Origin of the sequence: Methanosarcina sp. DH1 (assembly GCF_020804205.1) — an archaeon.
In the GTDB taxonomy this organism is placed as follows: Archaea; Halobacteriota; Methanosarcinia; order Methanosarcinales; family Methanosarcinaceae; genus Methanosarcina; species Methanosarcina vacuolata.
In genome coordinates this window covers 127,101-142,822 of sequence record NZ_WJBJ01000005.1, presented here as the reverse complement: position 1 = coordinate 142,822, position 15,722 = coordinate 127,101, and the positions used below count along the sequence as shown (strand labels likewise).

13 protein-coding genes are annotated in these 15,722 nt (G+C 38.8%); 6 read left to right on the top strand and 7 right to left on the bottom strand.

All coding sequences use genetic code 11. From position 1 onward, the window contains the following. Positions 1 to 21: 21 nt before the first annotated feature. Positions 22 to 2,232 carry a phosphoadenosine phosphosulfate reductase family protein gene (locus FXW07_RS02450; RefSeq protein ID WP_229393604.1) on the bottom strand — a complete coding sequence of 737 codons (2,211 nt, stop codon included), beginning with the start codon at positions 2,230 to 2,232 and terminating at the stop codon, positions 22 to 24. A 469-nt stretch (positions 2,233 to 2,701) separates the two neighbouring features. Between FXW07_RS02450 and FXW07_RS02445 the strand changes: the two genes are divergently transcribed. The 3 genes from FXW07_RS02445 (at position 2,702) to FXW07_RS02435 (ending at position 6,023) form a co-directional block, all read left to right on the top strand. After that, complete coding sequence (locus FXW07_RS02445) at positions 2,702 to 2,872, top strand: hypothetical protein (RefSeq protein WP_229393603.1); 171 nt, start codon at positions 2,702 to 2,704, stop codon at positions 2,870 to 2,872. Positions 2,873 to 3,037: 165 nt separating this feature from the next. After that, entirely contained in the window at positions 3,038 to 4,540 is a 1,503-nt protein-coding gene (locus FXW07_RS02440) for a right-handed parallel beta-helix repeat-containing protein (protein ID WP_229393602.1), read from the top strand. Between the two features lie 661 nt (positions 4,541 to 5,201). Beyond that, positions 5,202 to 6,023: a methyltransferase domain-containing protein gene (locus tag FXW07_RS02435; protein ID WP_229393601.1), complete on the top strand. Its 822-nt coding sequence runs from the start codon at positions 5,202 to 5,204 to the stop codon at positions 6,021 to 6,023. Between the two features lie 126 nt (positions 6,024 to 6,149). Here the strand turns inward: FXW07_RS02435 and FXW07_RS02430 are convergent, their stop codons facing one another. From FXW07_RS02430 to FXW07_RS02420, 3 genes are all read right to left on the bottom strand, one after another. Next, positions 6,150 to 6,308 carry a hypothetical protein gene (locus FXW07_RS02430; RefSeq protein WP_229393600.1) on the bottom strand — a complete coding sequence of 53 codons (159 nt, stop codon included), beginning with the start codon at positions 6,306 to 6,308 and terminating at the stop codon, positions 6,150 to 6,152. A gap of 47 nt (positions 6,309 to 6,355) precedes the next feature. Next, positions 6,356 to 6,622, bottom strand: coding sequence for a hypothetical protein (locus tag FXW07_RS02425; protein ID WP_048123766.1), 267 nt, complete (start codon positions 6,620 to 6,622; stop codon positions 6,356 to 6,358). A 492-nt stretch (positions 6,623 to 7,114) separates the two neighbouring features. Continuing rightward, positions 7,115 to 7,504 (bottom strand): VOC family protein, encoded by a 390-nt coding sequence (locus FXW07_RS02420; protein ID WP_229393599.1) that lies wholly within the window; start codon positions 7,502 to 7,504, stop codon positions 7,115 to 7,117. Between the two features lie 746 nt (positions 7,505 to 8,250). On the opposite strand from FXW07_RS02420, the gene FXW07_RS02415 reads away from it, so the two are divergent. Next, positions 8,251 to 8,949 carry a hypothetical protein gene (locus FXW07_RS02415; protein WP_229393598.1) on the top strand — a complete coding sequence of 233 codons (699 nt, stop codon included), beginning with the start codon at positions 8,251 to 8,253 and terminating at the stop codon, positions 8,947 to 8,949. 287 nt (positions 8,950 to 9,236) lie between these two features. Then, a complete protein-coding gene (locus FXW07_RS02410) occupies positions 9,237 to 10,316 on the top strand; it encodes a cache domain-containing protein (protein WP_229393597.1) in 1,080 nt (359 codons plus the stop codon). Positions 10,317 to 10,490: 174 nt separating this feature from the next. On the opposite strand, the gene FXW07_RS02405 is transcribed toward FXW07_RS02410, so the two are convergent. Together FXW07_RS02405 and FXW07_RS02400 are read right to left on the bottom strand one after the other, a co-directional pair. Next, the gene (locus FXW07_RS02405) at positions 10,491 to 12,149 is read right to left on the bottom strand and encodes a PKD domain-containing protein (protein WP_229393596.1); all 1,659 of its coding nucleotides are present in this window, start codon (positions 12,147 to 12,149) and stop codon (positions 10,491 to 10,493) included. Then, positions 12,142 to 12,954, bottom strand: a complete 813-nt coding sequence (locus tag FXW07_RS02400) for a hypothetical protein (protein WP_229393595.1) — start codon at positions 12,952 to 12,954, stop codon at positions 12,142 to 12,144. Before FXW07_RS02400 ends, FXW07_RS02405 begins: the two co-directional genes overlap by 8 nt. Positions 12,955 to 13,167: 213 nt before the next feature. On the opposite strand from FXW07_RS02400, the gene FXW07_RS02395 reads away from it, so the two are divergent. Further along, positions 13,168 to 14,263 (top strand): IS1 family transposase gene (locus FXW07_RS02395; RefSeq protein ID WP_229393594.1). Its coding sequence is split into 2 segments (ribosomal slippage): positions 13,168 to 13,589 and positions 13,588 to 14,263, totalling 1,098 coding nucleotides; the frame shifts between segments, so codons are not numbered across the junction. Positions 14,264 to 15,107: 844 nt separating this feature from the next. Here FXW07_RS02395 and FXW07_RS02390 read toward each other — a convergent pair. Then, positions 15,108 to 15,509 (bottom strand): hypothetical protein, encoded by a 402-nt coding sequence (locus FXW07_RS02390; protein WP_229393593.1) that lies wholly within the window; start codon positions 15,507 to 15,509, stop codon positions 15,108 to 15,110. Between the last annotated feature and the right edge of the window lie 213 nt (positions 15,510 to 15,722).

The window sequence follows — 15,722 nt, the reverse complement described above, 5'->3', positions numbered from 1 at the left end:
GAAATCCGGATTTCTAATTAATCACACCTTTAACTTTTGATTCAGGTCAGGTACAAGTTTATCAAAATATCTGGTTACCACACAGGACTCTGTACATTTTCCACATCTGATACAGGCTTCGTTTACATGCGGCATTTTTCCTTCGAGAGAAGCCGCCCCGACCGGACAGGCTTTTACACAAATCCCGCATCCGGTACAGCGGGAAAGCCTTGCAAACTGCTTTGCAGCTTCTTTAAAAAGTGAAATAGCTTTTTCCTTTGTTTCCGAACTTGCAAGCAGATTCCCATTCGAAAAAAACTTTAGAGTTCCGGTCCCGGTTTTGACCAGCAACATCCCGAGGTCTTCCGCATAAACCGTGTTTCCGAGGACATTGATAAAACCTGCAGCTTCGTTTTCCCTTATACCTTTCACAGCTGCTTCTATTGAATAGCCGCCTGCCCGGCAGGGAGAAATTCCTGACACGACTTCAATTTCAAAGTCTTCAGTTTTTTCTCTGGCAAGCACGGAAATCCCTAACTCTTCGGCCAGTTTTAGCATCTTGGGAGGCAGTTCTTTCCAGCGCCAGAACCCATGCTCTATGAATTCTTCGGAAAGCCCTCTGGACTTCGCCCAGTCCAGCAGAAAAGCGTTCCACTTCGCATACATTTCGGGGTGCAGGTCTTTTACCCTGGCGTACTCGGCAGCGAGGGCGGACGGGCAAAGCCAGCAGCCTACTCTTTCAAAGCCAAGGTCATAGAGAGGATTGTAGGAAAGTTGTCTCCAGTGTATGTAAAGCCACACCTCAATTGCCTTCCAATCCCTTATGGGAAAGATGTTGAGCTGGGCAGGGACAAAAGGGTTCGTCTCACTTGCTGCAATCCTTGCCCTTGAGAAAGATTCGTGCTTGCGCTTGCCATCAATTGTGAGATAAGCCACACCACCAATAGTCTCTTCTTGAGAAGATGCTTCTTTTCCTGTCTCGAAGTCCCCTGCTGATGCCAGTTTGCAGACCTTACAGCACCAGCGGAAATCCTTTGCAGGAGGCCCGAATTTTCCGACCTGCTCTCGAAAAGCGGAACCTGCATTTGCTTCGATGAGTGGAATTTCCTTTTCCCGGCAAAAGTTTCGTACAAACTCGATAGTTTCCGGAAACTCAATCCCGGTGTTCAGGAAAAAAGCTTTGAGCTCCCTTTGCTTAAGGGAAGACCGAGCTAGGTCAAGCACCACAAGACTGTCTTTACCGCCGCTGAAAGAGACATAGACAGGCAGATTTTGGTATTCTTTCCTGGAAATAATTCCGCGAATAGTATTGATTGCGTTCTTCCCAAGCGCCTGGAGATGCTTTTTGTTTGCTTCGATGCATGCCGCAAGATCAGGAGTCTCAGGGCGAAGCGACGCTTTACTGCTGTCAACCTTCCTGATCCTGAAAACTTTTGTTTCGGCTCCGGTTGAAAGTTTCAATTCAGTTCGGTTCTCGGGCTCAGGCAGGGTTTTCAGGCCCAAAAAATCCACACCCTCAACTAAAGAAACTCCATAGCCTGTCAGGCTGCCTGTAGTAACAAGGACAAAGTCTCCTGCTTTTATATTGCTGTCAAATGCTTCAATAGATTCTACTGTGACACTTTTTCCGTTAAGGTGCCGATTTGTTTTCTTAAGCTCGACTTTCCTGCCTCTGGCATTTTTAAGGAGAATTTTTGCACCCTGGAGGGAAGGTTCAAAACTGTAATCCATTTTTGAAAGCTCAAACCGGAGAATTCCGAAAATAAAGCCATCTACGAGCACCTCATCAGTTTTGTCTTCTCCGGGAATTTTGTTTAAAAGAATGAGCTTATCTCCAAGGGGGTTGCAACCAAAAGCGGAGTGAAGCTGCCTGTCTATGACTTCTCGCTCGTAAGGAGAACAAAAACGGACGTCAGCAGGTTGGGAGAGCTGAAGGACTTCCCCTTTGCTGCCGCATATTCCACATTCTTCCCCTATCAGGGGAAGGTTACATTTTCCGCACCAGAAAATTTTATCGTCTTCATACTCGAAACGTGGAGAGGACTTTTTCTTTGTAAAAGTTACCACTTCTGACGGCTTTTCAAATCCAGAGCTCTTCCTTGCAGAGGTTTTTTCTTTAAAGTTCTGAGACCTATTTTTTGTCCCTTTTCCAAGGGTTTGCGAACCTTTTCTGTCTTGGCTGCTTCTATCTGGACTGTTTCTTATATGTTTTTGCGAGCTGGAAGGCTGGTGTTTTTCTTTTTTCTGATGCATGGGTGCCCTGACCGATAGTTCGAAGAAATGATTAAGACCTTATTGTTCAGTTTTCTGCAAGGATGAGTTTATCGATATATCAATATTTGGTTGTTGTCTGTGAGTCATTGATCAATTCCGATAAGGCAAGTACATCTACCGAATTTGTGAACAATTCAGAGAGATTCTTTCGCTTACGGTTTTCAATAACTCACACCCATTACCCAATATTTTTGAAAGAAATGAATATTCAATGAAAGAAAACTTGATAATACTGTTTGTGCTTCTTTAATATTAAGTTGGTTATATAATTAACCTAATACATTAGGATCTCAAATTAGCTTTTAAAATCTCTAATCTAATTTGATACCCACTTCTTTAAAAGTATCTCCCAGACGAATTCTTGCTTTCAACTTTATTTTGTATTTCTGTCAACACCAGGTTGAGACGCTTCGCTTTTTATCTTTATATTTCACCAGGTTGATGTCCAGTGAAGCCAGCTATTGTATTAAAGCTTCAAGTTTCATTTCCTACTCCAAAATATGATGAGGAAAGCTCAAAAATGGAACAACTATTGTATTTTTTTGTGGTTGAAACTCCATTAAATTTGAAGAGGATACAAATGGCGTTAGAAAACAACAACATCAGACATAATCCTTGAATTGGTTTATTCCCCACACGAGGGAGAAGTTAAGGTTATAAGACTTAAGCGGTTGAATCTTTTTTTATAAAGTATTTTAAAATAATATTCGCTATATAATAAGTGTTAGTTAAAAATAAATGATTCAACTAATATAAATTACATAAGTTTGGGGTGGGGAGTTAAATGACTGGAAGGTGTCTCAGGTATATACGGCAGAACTGGACAGAAACAAGATTTTACATTACAATTTTTATTCTCTTGATTATACTGGATTTAATAATTGTTTACATACTAATACAGTCCAGATCTCCGCCTACACCATCAAATGCCTCTTCACTTACACCATCAAATACCTCTTCACTTACGCCATCAAATGTGACTGTATGGGTAACTGGCGATAGGAGTGGGAACTTCACCTGCGATGGGAGCAATGATCAGGTGGAGATAAATCAAGCTTTTGCATATGTTGCAGAAAACCCGCAGTTCACAACTGTTCACTTGAAAGGTCCGAACATATACCTTATATCAGATACTATTTTCATCGGAAATAATACTACCCTGGAAGGAGACCCTACAGCCGTAATTAAACTTATAGACAGGGCAGACTGGCCAGTATTTAAGCCCCTTATAACGCAGATTAACAGTACCGAAATACATGGGGTTACTATAAAAGGATTTGAAATCGACGGAAATCACGACAACAATCTGGATAAGCCGAAAGGGTATGGATATTACAACATAATTCATTTCCATAACTCCAGAGACCTTCAAATTCATAATATGTATATGCATGATGGGCATGGAGAAGCGTTGAAAGTGGACAATAGTTCCAATATCCAGTTTTACAATAACAGCGTATATAAAATGGGGCATAACGGGCTTTTTGCCGAAAACTGCCAGAATGTAGAGGGCTGGAATAATAACATAACAGTCAGGACTGACTGCGGTCTTAGATCAAGGAATTCTAACCACGTAAAATTCCATGATAACCTGATAGATTCCTTTTACCACTGGAGTGCGGGCGGACCTGGAATTCTGATTGAGAAAACAACAGCTGTCGTTAACGACGTAGAAGTATACAATAATACTATTCAGAATACTTATGGGCCTGGAGTCTGGTTGATAGGCTGTTGTAGGTCTTATCCAAGAGATGAGGCTAAAAATGTATATATTTATCACAATATTTTCTACAAAACCGGCACGAATCCTAATATTGACTGGGTAGGGGGCATAGTGACAAGCGGATTTTACGATACCCTCATTGAAAACAATACTTTTGATGGGGTATATCATGGTGCAATTATTCAGATGTACCCTACAGGTACTCACATTTATCCTACATATAATAACTCAGGCCACATTGACCTTTCACCCAAAGGCACAGGATATACAACAACTGCTCGCAATAATATTATCGCAAATACCAAACAACGCAAAAAAGATCCAGATGGAACAGGGTATGGAGTGACTAATTATTTGCCCGAAACACATACTATTACGCTTGAAAATAACTGTTTGTACAATAACTATGCAGGTAACTATATGAACTGCACGTCAACCACTGATATCTATGTAGATCCTGTACATTTGAACCAGAACATTGGAGCCGGATATTTTTCAGAAGAGTTTCAAGAATCAATTAATCAGACCATGATAAATTCCATTTTAATAAAACGATGCTCATAACGCGCCTGCAGTTATATTGGATTCTGCAATTCTATTGGCTTTTGCAGTTATGTTGGCTTTTGCAGTTATATTATCTTCTGCAGTTATATTGATTAGTGGGAGCTTGCTTAAAATGTAATGCAAAGTTCACTTAGAAAAACCTGACCTCTTCCAAAAAGTAAGAAATATATATAACTTTTGCTGCGGTTCATATGAATAAGTTCATTCAATTTCATACTCCAGCTTAAAAAAAAAGGTTTTGTAGTTTTTCCTGTAGAGTAGTGGGCTAACTCCTTTACCTTTAAGGATAAGAGAAACTTTAAGTTGTACTGATAGTGATTTTTTTTCTCACAGATTTCTGAGAAGAATAGATTAAACAGCTTTCAAATAAGCTTAACTGTTGAAACTAAACCGTTGAAACTAAACTGTTGAAACTAAACTGTTGAAACTAAACTGTTGAAACTAAACTGTTGAAACTAAACTGTTGAAACTAAACTGTTGAAACTAAACTGTTGAAATGACACCGTTGAAACGAAACTGTAAACTCAAAAACTAACACCAAAGATGACTTTTCACAGACAGAGGAGTTTGCATAAGGGGAAAACTCAAACATAAAACCGCAACAACATTTTGAATATATACAAATTTCAGCAAAAAAACAGGTTCCAGAAGGTGAATGAAAATGAGTGAAATTGACTGGGAGTCCCAGGAGGGTGCCGAAAGGTATGACCGGAATTGCGATCATCAGTTCCAGAAAGGCAAAGCACTGATAGAAATGATGGGAATAAAAAAAGGGGATTCAGTGCTTGATATAGGCTGCGGGACAGGGCAGCAGGCTGTGAATGTTCTGGGAATCATAGGGTCGGCTGGTCAGCTCACGGGTATTGATCCTTCATCTTATCGTATTGAACTTGCACGGAAAAAATTTAGCAGAGACTCCACCAGCAACATCCGTTTTTTTGTAGGACAGGCTGAGGACCTCAGTTTCGTGCCGGACAATTCAATCGATCATGCATATTTCTGTTCCTCATTCCACTGGGTTGACGACAAGAAAACTGCCCTATGTGAGATATACCGGGTCCTCCGGCCGGGAGGCAGGGTTGGGATGACCACACTTGACAGAAACAGCTCCAGCACCATGAAGACACTTGCAGATCCTATTCTTGCAAAATATCACATTGAAAGGAATCAGGAATTGCATAGAAGGATGAAAAAGGTTACTGCAACAGAACTCCAGGATCTCCTGTCGGACGCAGGCTTTGACAGTATATCAATCGAGCCAAGGGATATCCCCTGGAAGTATGGTTCTCCTGAAGAGTTTTTAAAGCACCTGGAAGAAAAAGACAGCCCTGAGAGCCTGCTGAAGGACATCCCTTCCGAGATAAGGGAGAAGATCAGACAGGAGATCACTGAAGAGTTCAGGAAAGCACAAGTTTCGGAAATTGCCGGTTATGGGAATGTTACACTGTTTGCAACTGCAACAAAAACGAAAGAGGGGCTGTAAAACCAAAGGATGAGGAGGATGTGAAATCAAAGGACATGAATCATTTTAAGGTTCCGATATGCTGGCAAATATTTTTGATAGGGGTCGAAATGTAAAAGTAAATACGGTACTGTTTAAATAAGAATATTAAATTGGAGAACCAGCTACATCAAACCCTTTTTCAAATCCTACTCCGTCCCCCAAACGAAAAATAAGCCTGTTTACCAGCAGGGGGAAAGAAGAGGAAAAAGATTCCCTTGTTTCAAGTTTCTTCTCAAAGCCGATAAAGAGTAGCTCAAGCAGCATTTCATTTTTGATTGCTTTTTGTCAGATTTCAGTGATACAGTTACGGCTCAAACAAACTCCTTATATAAATCACATCTCATGCAGTCAGCACAATGGTTACCTTCTCTATCTTTACTTCTACGGAGCTCGGCTGCAGCTTGCACCATTTCTGCGCGGGTCTTGTCGTGAAGGTCTTCCAGCACTTTAAATCGTCTCGATTTAAGCTCATAGCAGTTCGGATTTTTAGCAATTTCAAGATCAAGATTTCTCAGTTTCAAAGCGACATCAACAATATACTTACTCTGGTCAACAATGTGCTCATCTATAACGCTCATATAGTTTCTCCACTCTATGAAATAACTTTTTGAAAATAAAGGCTCAACAGTCTGCCATTTCTAGCTATTTTCTGTCAGTGCTCCCATATGGGTATTCAAGTTCGTTCTATCTTTTCGCCGCGTTATTTATCTCATAGGTTATTAATTATTCTATAAATAAAATATATAAGAGTTTCTGATCAAAGTGGCAGGAATTATAACAACTTTTGATTAAGAGAAAGAATACAAAACAAAAAAATTAATGAATTAATCCTTATACAGAGCATACCCTAAACGAACATGAGATTCTTTGAATAACAGCACAACCAATGAACGTGCTTGCAGATGGCAGCATTTTCATGCCAAACAAACATGATATTCTTTGAATAACATGCACAACCAATGAAAGTGCTTTCAGATGGCAGCATTTTCATGCTAATGAAGTGAAAAACAGAACATGAGAATAAAGTACAGGCAAACCGGGACAGTATGAAAAATATAGGAAAAAAGAGCTTATCTAACACTCGGGTCTGACTGCATTATCCCGAATATGTTCCTCTCGGTGTCGAGGCAATATGCATACCAGCCGACTCCACGTATTGGTCTTTTTTCCATAGTGATTTTACCACCGTGCTTTTGTATCCTGCTCAGGTATTCATCAATATCCGGGACGCCTATTGTGCAGATATAGGTACTTATCGGCGTATTCGCCTTTGGTTCCATTCCTTGCCTTTTCATAAGGCCGCCGTCGATTCCTGGCTCATTTTCCTTGCCGGTGATTACATTCCAGTATTCCATTGAACTTTCCGACCTCTCGATTTTCCAGCCGAATACATCCTGATAGAATTTCTTAGCTCTCGCAATGTCTCCTGCATATATCTCAAAATGAATTACTCCTGGCATGAGAATTACCCCCTGTTTTAATTAGATAATTTGGACGATATTCATATATTAATTTCATTGGTCATCGGTTAAGGAATTTTTACTCTTATGCAATCAATTTTGTAACACTATAACTATTTCATTAATATATTTGATTTCTTTATTTCTAAACCTTTTTCGATTAACATATGAACCCAACGCCTGACTTTTATATTATACATCAGAGTCTCAAAAGTTAGATTCACTCCGCAGTTTTTTAGTTAGGAGTTATGCAGTTGTCTCCTAGCATATTGTTTTTTTCAAACTTTCAAATATCTAAATTAATTTAACGTGCATTGGGGATTCCTTAAGTATTCTGTCACTGCCACTATTATTAAAAGGAGCATTAACTACGTTTGGGTAACATCTAGCAGCTTCAGTGCAGCTAAAAACGTTGGAAGCTGCGATGAAGAAATCAATGCAGTCAATGGCATTACACTTAGGTTGGTTTATATCCATAACTCCATACGTTTTTAAATAAATACAAATTCATAAGTATATTTATCAAGATATCCAGTTTTCGGTATTTTAACTGCATAAGTCCTAAATTTAATAGTTTGCACAGAAAGTTTATAAAAAGTGCCTTGAAAGTAATGTGCGGAGTTTAAATGCGTCTGTCAAACTAAACTTGAAACCCACATACCCAGAGGCGAGAAATGATAGCTTTGAGAGTACTTGAGGTTTGTTTGTTCCTGCCTCTTGAATAAAAGAAAAGAGGTAAAGAGTAGATGACATTAAATAAAAAATTTGGAATAAGTGCAATATTTGCAACAATATTACTAGCAGTCATCCTGCCAGCGTCGATAGCAAGTGCACAAGAAAATGAGGCCACACAAGAAAATATGACTATGGAGCTTACCTTTGGCCCGGAAACTTTTGATAAACTGAAAAATGATCCGTATTGTGTTGCTGCATATGGAAGCATACCTGATTTTACAACTTCGGAGGAGAGATATCAATGGATTGACACTCTCAGTAATATACTGGACAATTTATATAATGCAAGTTTTATGCAAGACCAGGAAAATTTGAAGTATTTTGATCCATTTGGCCCTGTTAAAACTTCTGGTGTAACCTTTGATGGTGTTATAGAGATAAGTGTTAACAATAGTTCAGAAGTTGATGAGCCTTTGTTGGACGAATTCTATCAGCTTATTGACACAAAAGCAAGCAATATGGGGGTTAAAGAAGTTCCTGTCGTGTTCGTGCGCGAAGATGACCTACCTCTGGATAATCTTGAACCTCCAAGCTCTAATCTTGAACCTCCAAACTCGACGGAGAATTATGAAACCTCTGTTAATGATAGTATTTCTAACACAAGCGACTCGAATGAGACTAAATCGAATAAGGTTAACTCAACTCCAGGTTTCGGATTATTGGGGAGCCTGGTTTGCCTATACGGTGGCTGGAAGCTCAGGAAAAAGTGAAGTAAAGGAAGTAAAGTGAAGTATCGAGTGTTAACAGATTACTATCTCTGTTAACTCTCTCTTGCTAACGCCGATTTAACAAGTACGGAGTTTACTGTTGATCAAAAACTTTCAAAAATAAAAAATGAATTTCCCTGCGTATTGAGTTCAAGACTTCTTTTTTGTTTATAATCAAAATGAAAAAATAAAATAATACTTCAGATAATTATCCAGAAAAACTATACTGAACACCGGCAAACCTTCCTTCAGTAACAGAGAAGATTTAAGCCAGAACAGCAGGGAAACTCATGGATTTAATAAAAATTGCCTGTATTATGCTTGCAGTTGCGTTCTTTCTGGGAATCCTTACCAGTGGAGGTAAGGATGAAACACCAGCAATCTCAACTGAGCTTGAAAATGAAACCGTAAATTCGAATGCCAGCGGAGTAGCTGGAATGGCACAGGCTGAAGAAAAAACTGCAATTTCCGAACCTACTGTTTCCGAACCTGCTGTTTCCGAACCTGCAATTTCCGAACCTGCTGTTTCCGAACCTGCTGTTTCGGTTCCCGCACCAGATCCCGTTATTCTGGAAAAAGGAGAGAGTCAGCTGGCAGGAGAAAGGAAAAATATCGAAAGCAAGGTAAGAGCTACAGTCCGACTCATTGAAACCCAGGGAGAACAACTGTTTCCCTCAATGCGTAAAGAAGGCTCTCCCTGGTTCCAGGACAATTTCTGCATTTTTGTCTGGACCGAAAATGGGACCCAGGTGGTCTGCCCTTCGAATCAAAGCCTTGAAGGCAAAGATATGAAAGGGCTTGTAGACGCCGACGGCAAGCCCATAGGAGAATTCTTTATCGAAACAGCCAAGAGCAAAAAAGGTGAGGGCTGGATAGAGTACAACTGGAAGGAAAACAATTCCGAGCCTTTCCGCAAGTGTACTTTCGTCAAAAAGGCTTCTTATGGAGAAAAAACCTACATTGTAGGCGCTGATCTCTACCTGGAGAATTATATCGTTTGCAGGAATCTTGAAGGGTGCAAGTATACTGAAGAACCCGGAAAGCTCCAAACTTCTGAACTCTTTAATCCCCTAAGTCTCAACAGAAACCTCGACATTAACTGCAGCATTGCCCATTCCATTGTAGAACCCGGAAAAAATGTTGCACCCCATATGGTAAAAAATTCGGAAATCCATTATATCCTTGAAGGACAGGGCCTGCTTTATATTGACGGAATCCCGATCGAGATACATCCAGACCAGCTTATATACATCCCTGCGGGTTCGGTACAGGATACATATAATACCGGAAATACAACGCTAAGATTTCTGATCATAGACCAGCCTGCGAAGTCAGATAATAATACAGAGATGCTCGAATTAAATAAATAAAATGGACTAAAAAATAGATAGAAACAGGGAAAAGAAAGGAACCGAAAAAATTAAAAGATCATACACTTTCAAATATTCTTGACTTTCAAATATTCTTGACTCTACGAAATCATTTCAGGTTACAACAGTGTTGTATCAATTACATAAACTGTATTACTACCTCGGACGCTAACATTATGCACAACGAACTGTTATTGTGGCAGATGTTGAGTTCGTACCGTTTTTATTGGTCACGGTCAGGTTAACGGTATGATTTCCTGCTTTAAAGTAAATATTCACTGGATTTTTCTCGGTTGAAATTGTTTCGTCTCCAAAGTCCCATTTCCATTCCTCAGGTTTTCCTGTGCTATTGTCAGTAAACTGTACCTTCAATGGAATACTTCCTAAAGTTGGGGATGCCGAAAAAATAGCAACCGGTCCAACCGGTTTCTCAGGAATTGGTTCTACTTTGATATAGTTTTCTTTTGTTGTCGTATTACTACCTGCCGCATTTATCGCTGTAAGTGTCACCGTATAATTCCCAGCTGTTAAATACTCATGGATTGGATTATCTACTATTGAGTGTGTTGTTCTATCTCCGAAGTTCCAGTTCCATTCAGTTGCATTTTGCGAGAGATCAGTAAATAGGACTGAGAGTGGAACATAACCGCTGGTAACATTACTGGTAAAGTTTGCAACAGGAAGAATTTTTGGATTGTGGTCGTGATCTTTTTTTCCCAGAGCCACTATTGTGGCAAACTTTGAATCGGTTTCGTTTTCATTTGTTACGGTTAGATTAACATTATGTGTTCCTGCTGGGAAGTAAACATGCACTGGGCTCTGATCGCTTGAACTGGTCCCGTCTCCAAAGTCCCAATTCCATCCAGTCGCATTTTGCGAGAAATCGGTAAACTGAACTGTAAGAGGAACATGGCCTCTGGTAGCATTACTGGTGAAGTTTGCAACTGTTTTTCCGGTTACTTTCATATAATTTTCTTTTGTTGTCGTATTACTGCCTGCTGCATTGCTTGCTGTAAATGTCACAGTATACATTCCAGCTTTTGAATACTGATGTTCTGGATTTTGCTGCGTTGAAGCTTTTCCGTCTCCAAAGCTCCAGTTCCATTTAGTGGGGATTTCTGTGCTTTTGTCAGTAAATTTAACGCTGAATGGAGCTTTTCCTGATGAGACATTGCTGCTGAAATTTGCTACAGGAGTCTGCAAAGTTTTATTTACGGATTTTTCTTTTGTTGTCGTATTACTACCTGCTACATTGCTTGCTGTAAGTGTCACCGTATAATTTCCAGCTTTTGAATACTTATGGGTTAGATTCTGCTCGGTGGAAGTATTGTTGTCTCCAAAGTCCCATTCCCAGGAAGTAGGATGATAGCTTGAGGTGTCATTAAACTGAATTGTTAGAGAGGCATTAGGAACAGAGGTAGTGAAGTTTGCAACAGGTGGTTTTAGAAAAAGTATAGCCAGTAGCGCAACACTTGCTACAACCAGAATGATGCTTATAACAACCTGCGGGCTCAGGGCCGTTGCCAGGTTTTCAGAAGTACCTTTAGAAACCAATTCTGTTCTTTTCTTCCAGAAGCCTGGGCTCTTTTTCGGCGGAATATCACTTGCCGATTTTATAGTATTTTCCAGAGCATCCTTGAAATAGGGATCATCAGCAAAATATTGTTCAAGCTGATCATCCGACATATTTACAATTCTGTCCTCGAGGAGTTTTTTCTGTTTTTCTGGCAGGTTTTTAATCAGTTTCTTAGTTGATTCCTTTACTACCTTGCTGACAGAACCCTGGGTGAAGTCTTTTACACTGGACTTTACATCCCTTTTAATGTCACTCATGATCAGCCTTCTTGTCTCCGGTTTTGCCGTCAATCGTTTTGCAGATCCTTTTCTCGCAAGCTTTCAGTTTTTCATTCAGATCTTTATTGAACTCATCCTGCAGGCAGTCGAAAAAGTTTGTGAAGATTACATCCGCAGGGAGAGTTTTCTTAATTCCACTACAGGCATTGCCAATGCAATCTTTGAACTTTTCTATAGATTCATCAACACGATTTTTGTTGTCGGTCTTACTGTCCATCGCTTTGCAGACCCTGCCCTCGCAAGCTTCCAGACTTTTATCCAGTCCTTTCTTAAACTCATCCTGCATACAATCAAAAAAACTATCGAATACCATATTTGTCGAAAATTGTTTTTTCATACTCCCACAGGCACTCCCAATGCACTCCCTGATTTTTTCAATAGACATATCCACACGATACATTAATTTGAGTGCAGACGCTTCCTCCAGTTCACAATCCGAGTTTTTTATTCTTTCTACTGCCTTATCACATGCCTCCTCCATTTTTTTCTTAAAAGAAGGGCCGATCTTTTCTCGGTACTCATTGCCAACCACCTGCCTGTACGTGATCTGTATAGTTTTCTCTGAGGCGGTTTCGAAGGAGTTTTCCAGGATCTCTAACATGCCTTTAACATCAATGTTATCAAAGCCCGAAGTCCTGCATTCCGTAATGCCAGCTATGAAGCCCTGCTTAATGCCGGCTATAAGCCCTTCGTTAAAACCTTCGGCTATGCCTTCTTGAATTTCTTCAACCATGGTTTCGTAACTGCTGCAGTAATCGTTTAGAGGAGTCTCGATTTCAGTCAAACTGTAACCCCACATTAGAAAATTATGATTATAAAGTAGACATGTAAGGAGGATGCGACAATTTCTCAAAATCAAAATTCTGATACATATTAAAAAATTACCATTTATAATAAATTTTTCGAAAAATGTTGAGATATTAAAGAATCCTGGTACATTAGATGGTCAATTTGTATCTGATTGAGATTATATATTTGAAAATCATATATTTATACTATGGGGAAACGAGGTCCAAAACCAAGATTCATTGACGTTTCTTGTCAGAACAAAAACTGCAAACTCTATGGTCTTACTAACCAGGGCAATGTTGTTGGAAATGGAACTTACATAAGTCGTGGAGAAAAAACAAGAAGATATCTTTGCCGTCATTGCGGTAAAGTATTCAACGACCATACAGACACTTTTTATCATAATCTTCGGAAAGCTGAGAAAATTATTGATTTAGCTTTAAAAATGTCTATGAAAGGTATGAGCATTGAAGCCATTGCCGATGTTTTAGAGGTAGAATCTGCCAGTGTAAAACGATGGTTAGCTCGTGCAGCTAACCAATGCGATAAAGTAAATGATAGCATGATGAAAAACATGGATGTACCCAAGATAGAAATGGATGAACTATGGGTAATAATTCAAAAAAAAAGTTCCTAGAATGAAAGATTATGAAGATGATGGGCCATGGATGTGGGTAGCTTTTGCACCAGGTTGTAGGCTAATACTTGACTTTGTAATAGGACCAAGAAAACAGTATGTTGCGGATAAGTTAGTTAAGTCAGTTAAAAAACATCTTTCTGATAAAATCCCTCTTTTTGTCACAGATGGGTTGAACTTTTATAAAGAAGCTCTTTTGAAACATTTTGGAGTTTTGATTGAGTTCCCAAGAACTGGGAAAAGAGGAAGGCCAAAAAAACCAAAAATCTTTCCCTTTGATGATTTGAAGTATGCACAGGTAGTCAAAATAAGAATAAATGGGGTACTCAAGAAAATAAAGAAGAATACCATTTTTGGAGAAAACATTGAACAAAGCGAAATCTCAACAACTTTACTTGAAAGACAAAACCTGACTTTTAGGCAGGATAACAACAGAGTTTCAAGAAAAACAATAGGGTTTTCAAAAGCCAAAGAATGGTTAGAGCATCAAATGAGGTTATATTGCACGCATTTTAACTTCTGTAGAGGTCATGGAGGATTAAAGTACAAAGATGAAAGAGGGGTTGAATGTAAAAATACACCTGCGAGAGAGGCAGGAATTGTGGACTCAATATGGACTTTAAAGGAACTACTAACATTCAGGTGTTTTAAAACATCAATCAGATAAAAATGGACTATCGTACATTAAAAATATCGATTTAATGCAGAATTAAAGCAACTTGATATCCATATAGATTTTTTGGCAGTATCTCGAATTTGCTGTAAATTCAACGTCAATTTTTTGAATATTGTATGTAAAATGAATCTACATATAGTCACGCCTGTCATTGTTGCAACAAAAAACTTTATTGAAGCTCCATCGGGCAGTTGCATTATTTAGCCTCGTGACTATATCTCAAATTTTTGACTCAAAAACCTCTTAGGTAACTGTTAAAATATAGATTATACAGATTTTTCATAAAATTAATTTTTAATTGGTGGCATTGATATTGAAAATCAAAGTATCTAAGAGCGTGTCTTAAAATTAAATTTGGTTCTATAATTGGGATAGGACTTATGCATTTGAATTGATAAACGGAGTGTCAAACTGTTATTGTCCAAAACGAAAGTTTAAACTATGATGTTTATTGTGTTTGATTTTATATATCGAGTGCGTAATATGAATTAAACGGAACGTCGCCTATTATCCAATTGTATAAATGATTTGAATTTTAAGACAGCCTTGAATCAAAATCTGTGTATATTTTATTCTGTGACAACTCCTAAGCCTAACTTCCGCCTTTTTAGGCAAATATATGCTTTTTCATATATCTGTGGTGTCAGTTAATTGTGACTTAGAGGTTTTACCTTGCATTTGATGTGCTTAAATTTGAGCGCAGGTATCGATATCAAGTGACATTTATGTGCTTGAAAATGCGGAACTAAGACTTAATATTTTAATTTTACAGAAAATTAAGCACACTGCCTAAAGTTGAACTTAACCACTGTATAATTTTAATTAATAAACCTGTTCACAGTCCATATGGTAAACGGCGCACGAATTCAATGGGTGAGGATGCCTTTATTTCAGCATCGTTCACAATTACTCGTAGACCTACAGAAATGGATTCCCCCATAAAAGGCTCATAAGCAACTCTGGGAAAGCCAACTAGAAAAGTCATAATTGTTTGTGCATCAACCGTGAAGCTCTCTGGGTTTACCATTCGATCTTGAGTGAGGTCAAAAACAGTAAAATTGGAAAGTGGCTTATGGTGTTTGTCTAAGTTCAACCATACCGATTTAACGGAGGCTGTTATGGTGCGAGTCGTATGATTCTCTAAGCGAAATTTTCCATAGCTTATGAACGGACCCGCTACATAACTTAAGGTAACTGTTTCTCCAATAAGCTGAGGGACTGATTCATGCATAGCCATATAATAATCACCTCATTAAATTGGTATCAGTTGTATATACCAAGATAATTTAATTATCAGGCTCTTCGCGATCCTCTATGGATAAGATGATTTTCAATTCAAGGTCGCGTGGTTTTTATGAGAACATTATGAAGATAGCCACACAAAACAACGAAGAGCCAATTATCATTATTTATATAATTGTCAAGATTCTCAAAAATTATCCATTTTTAA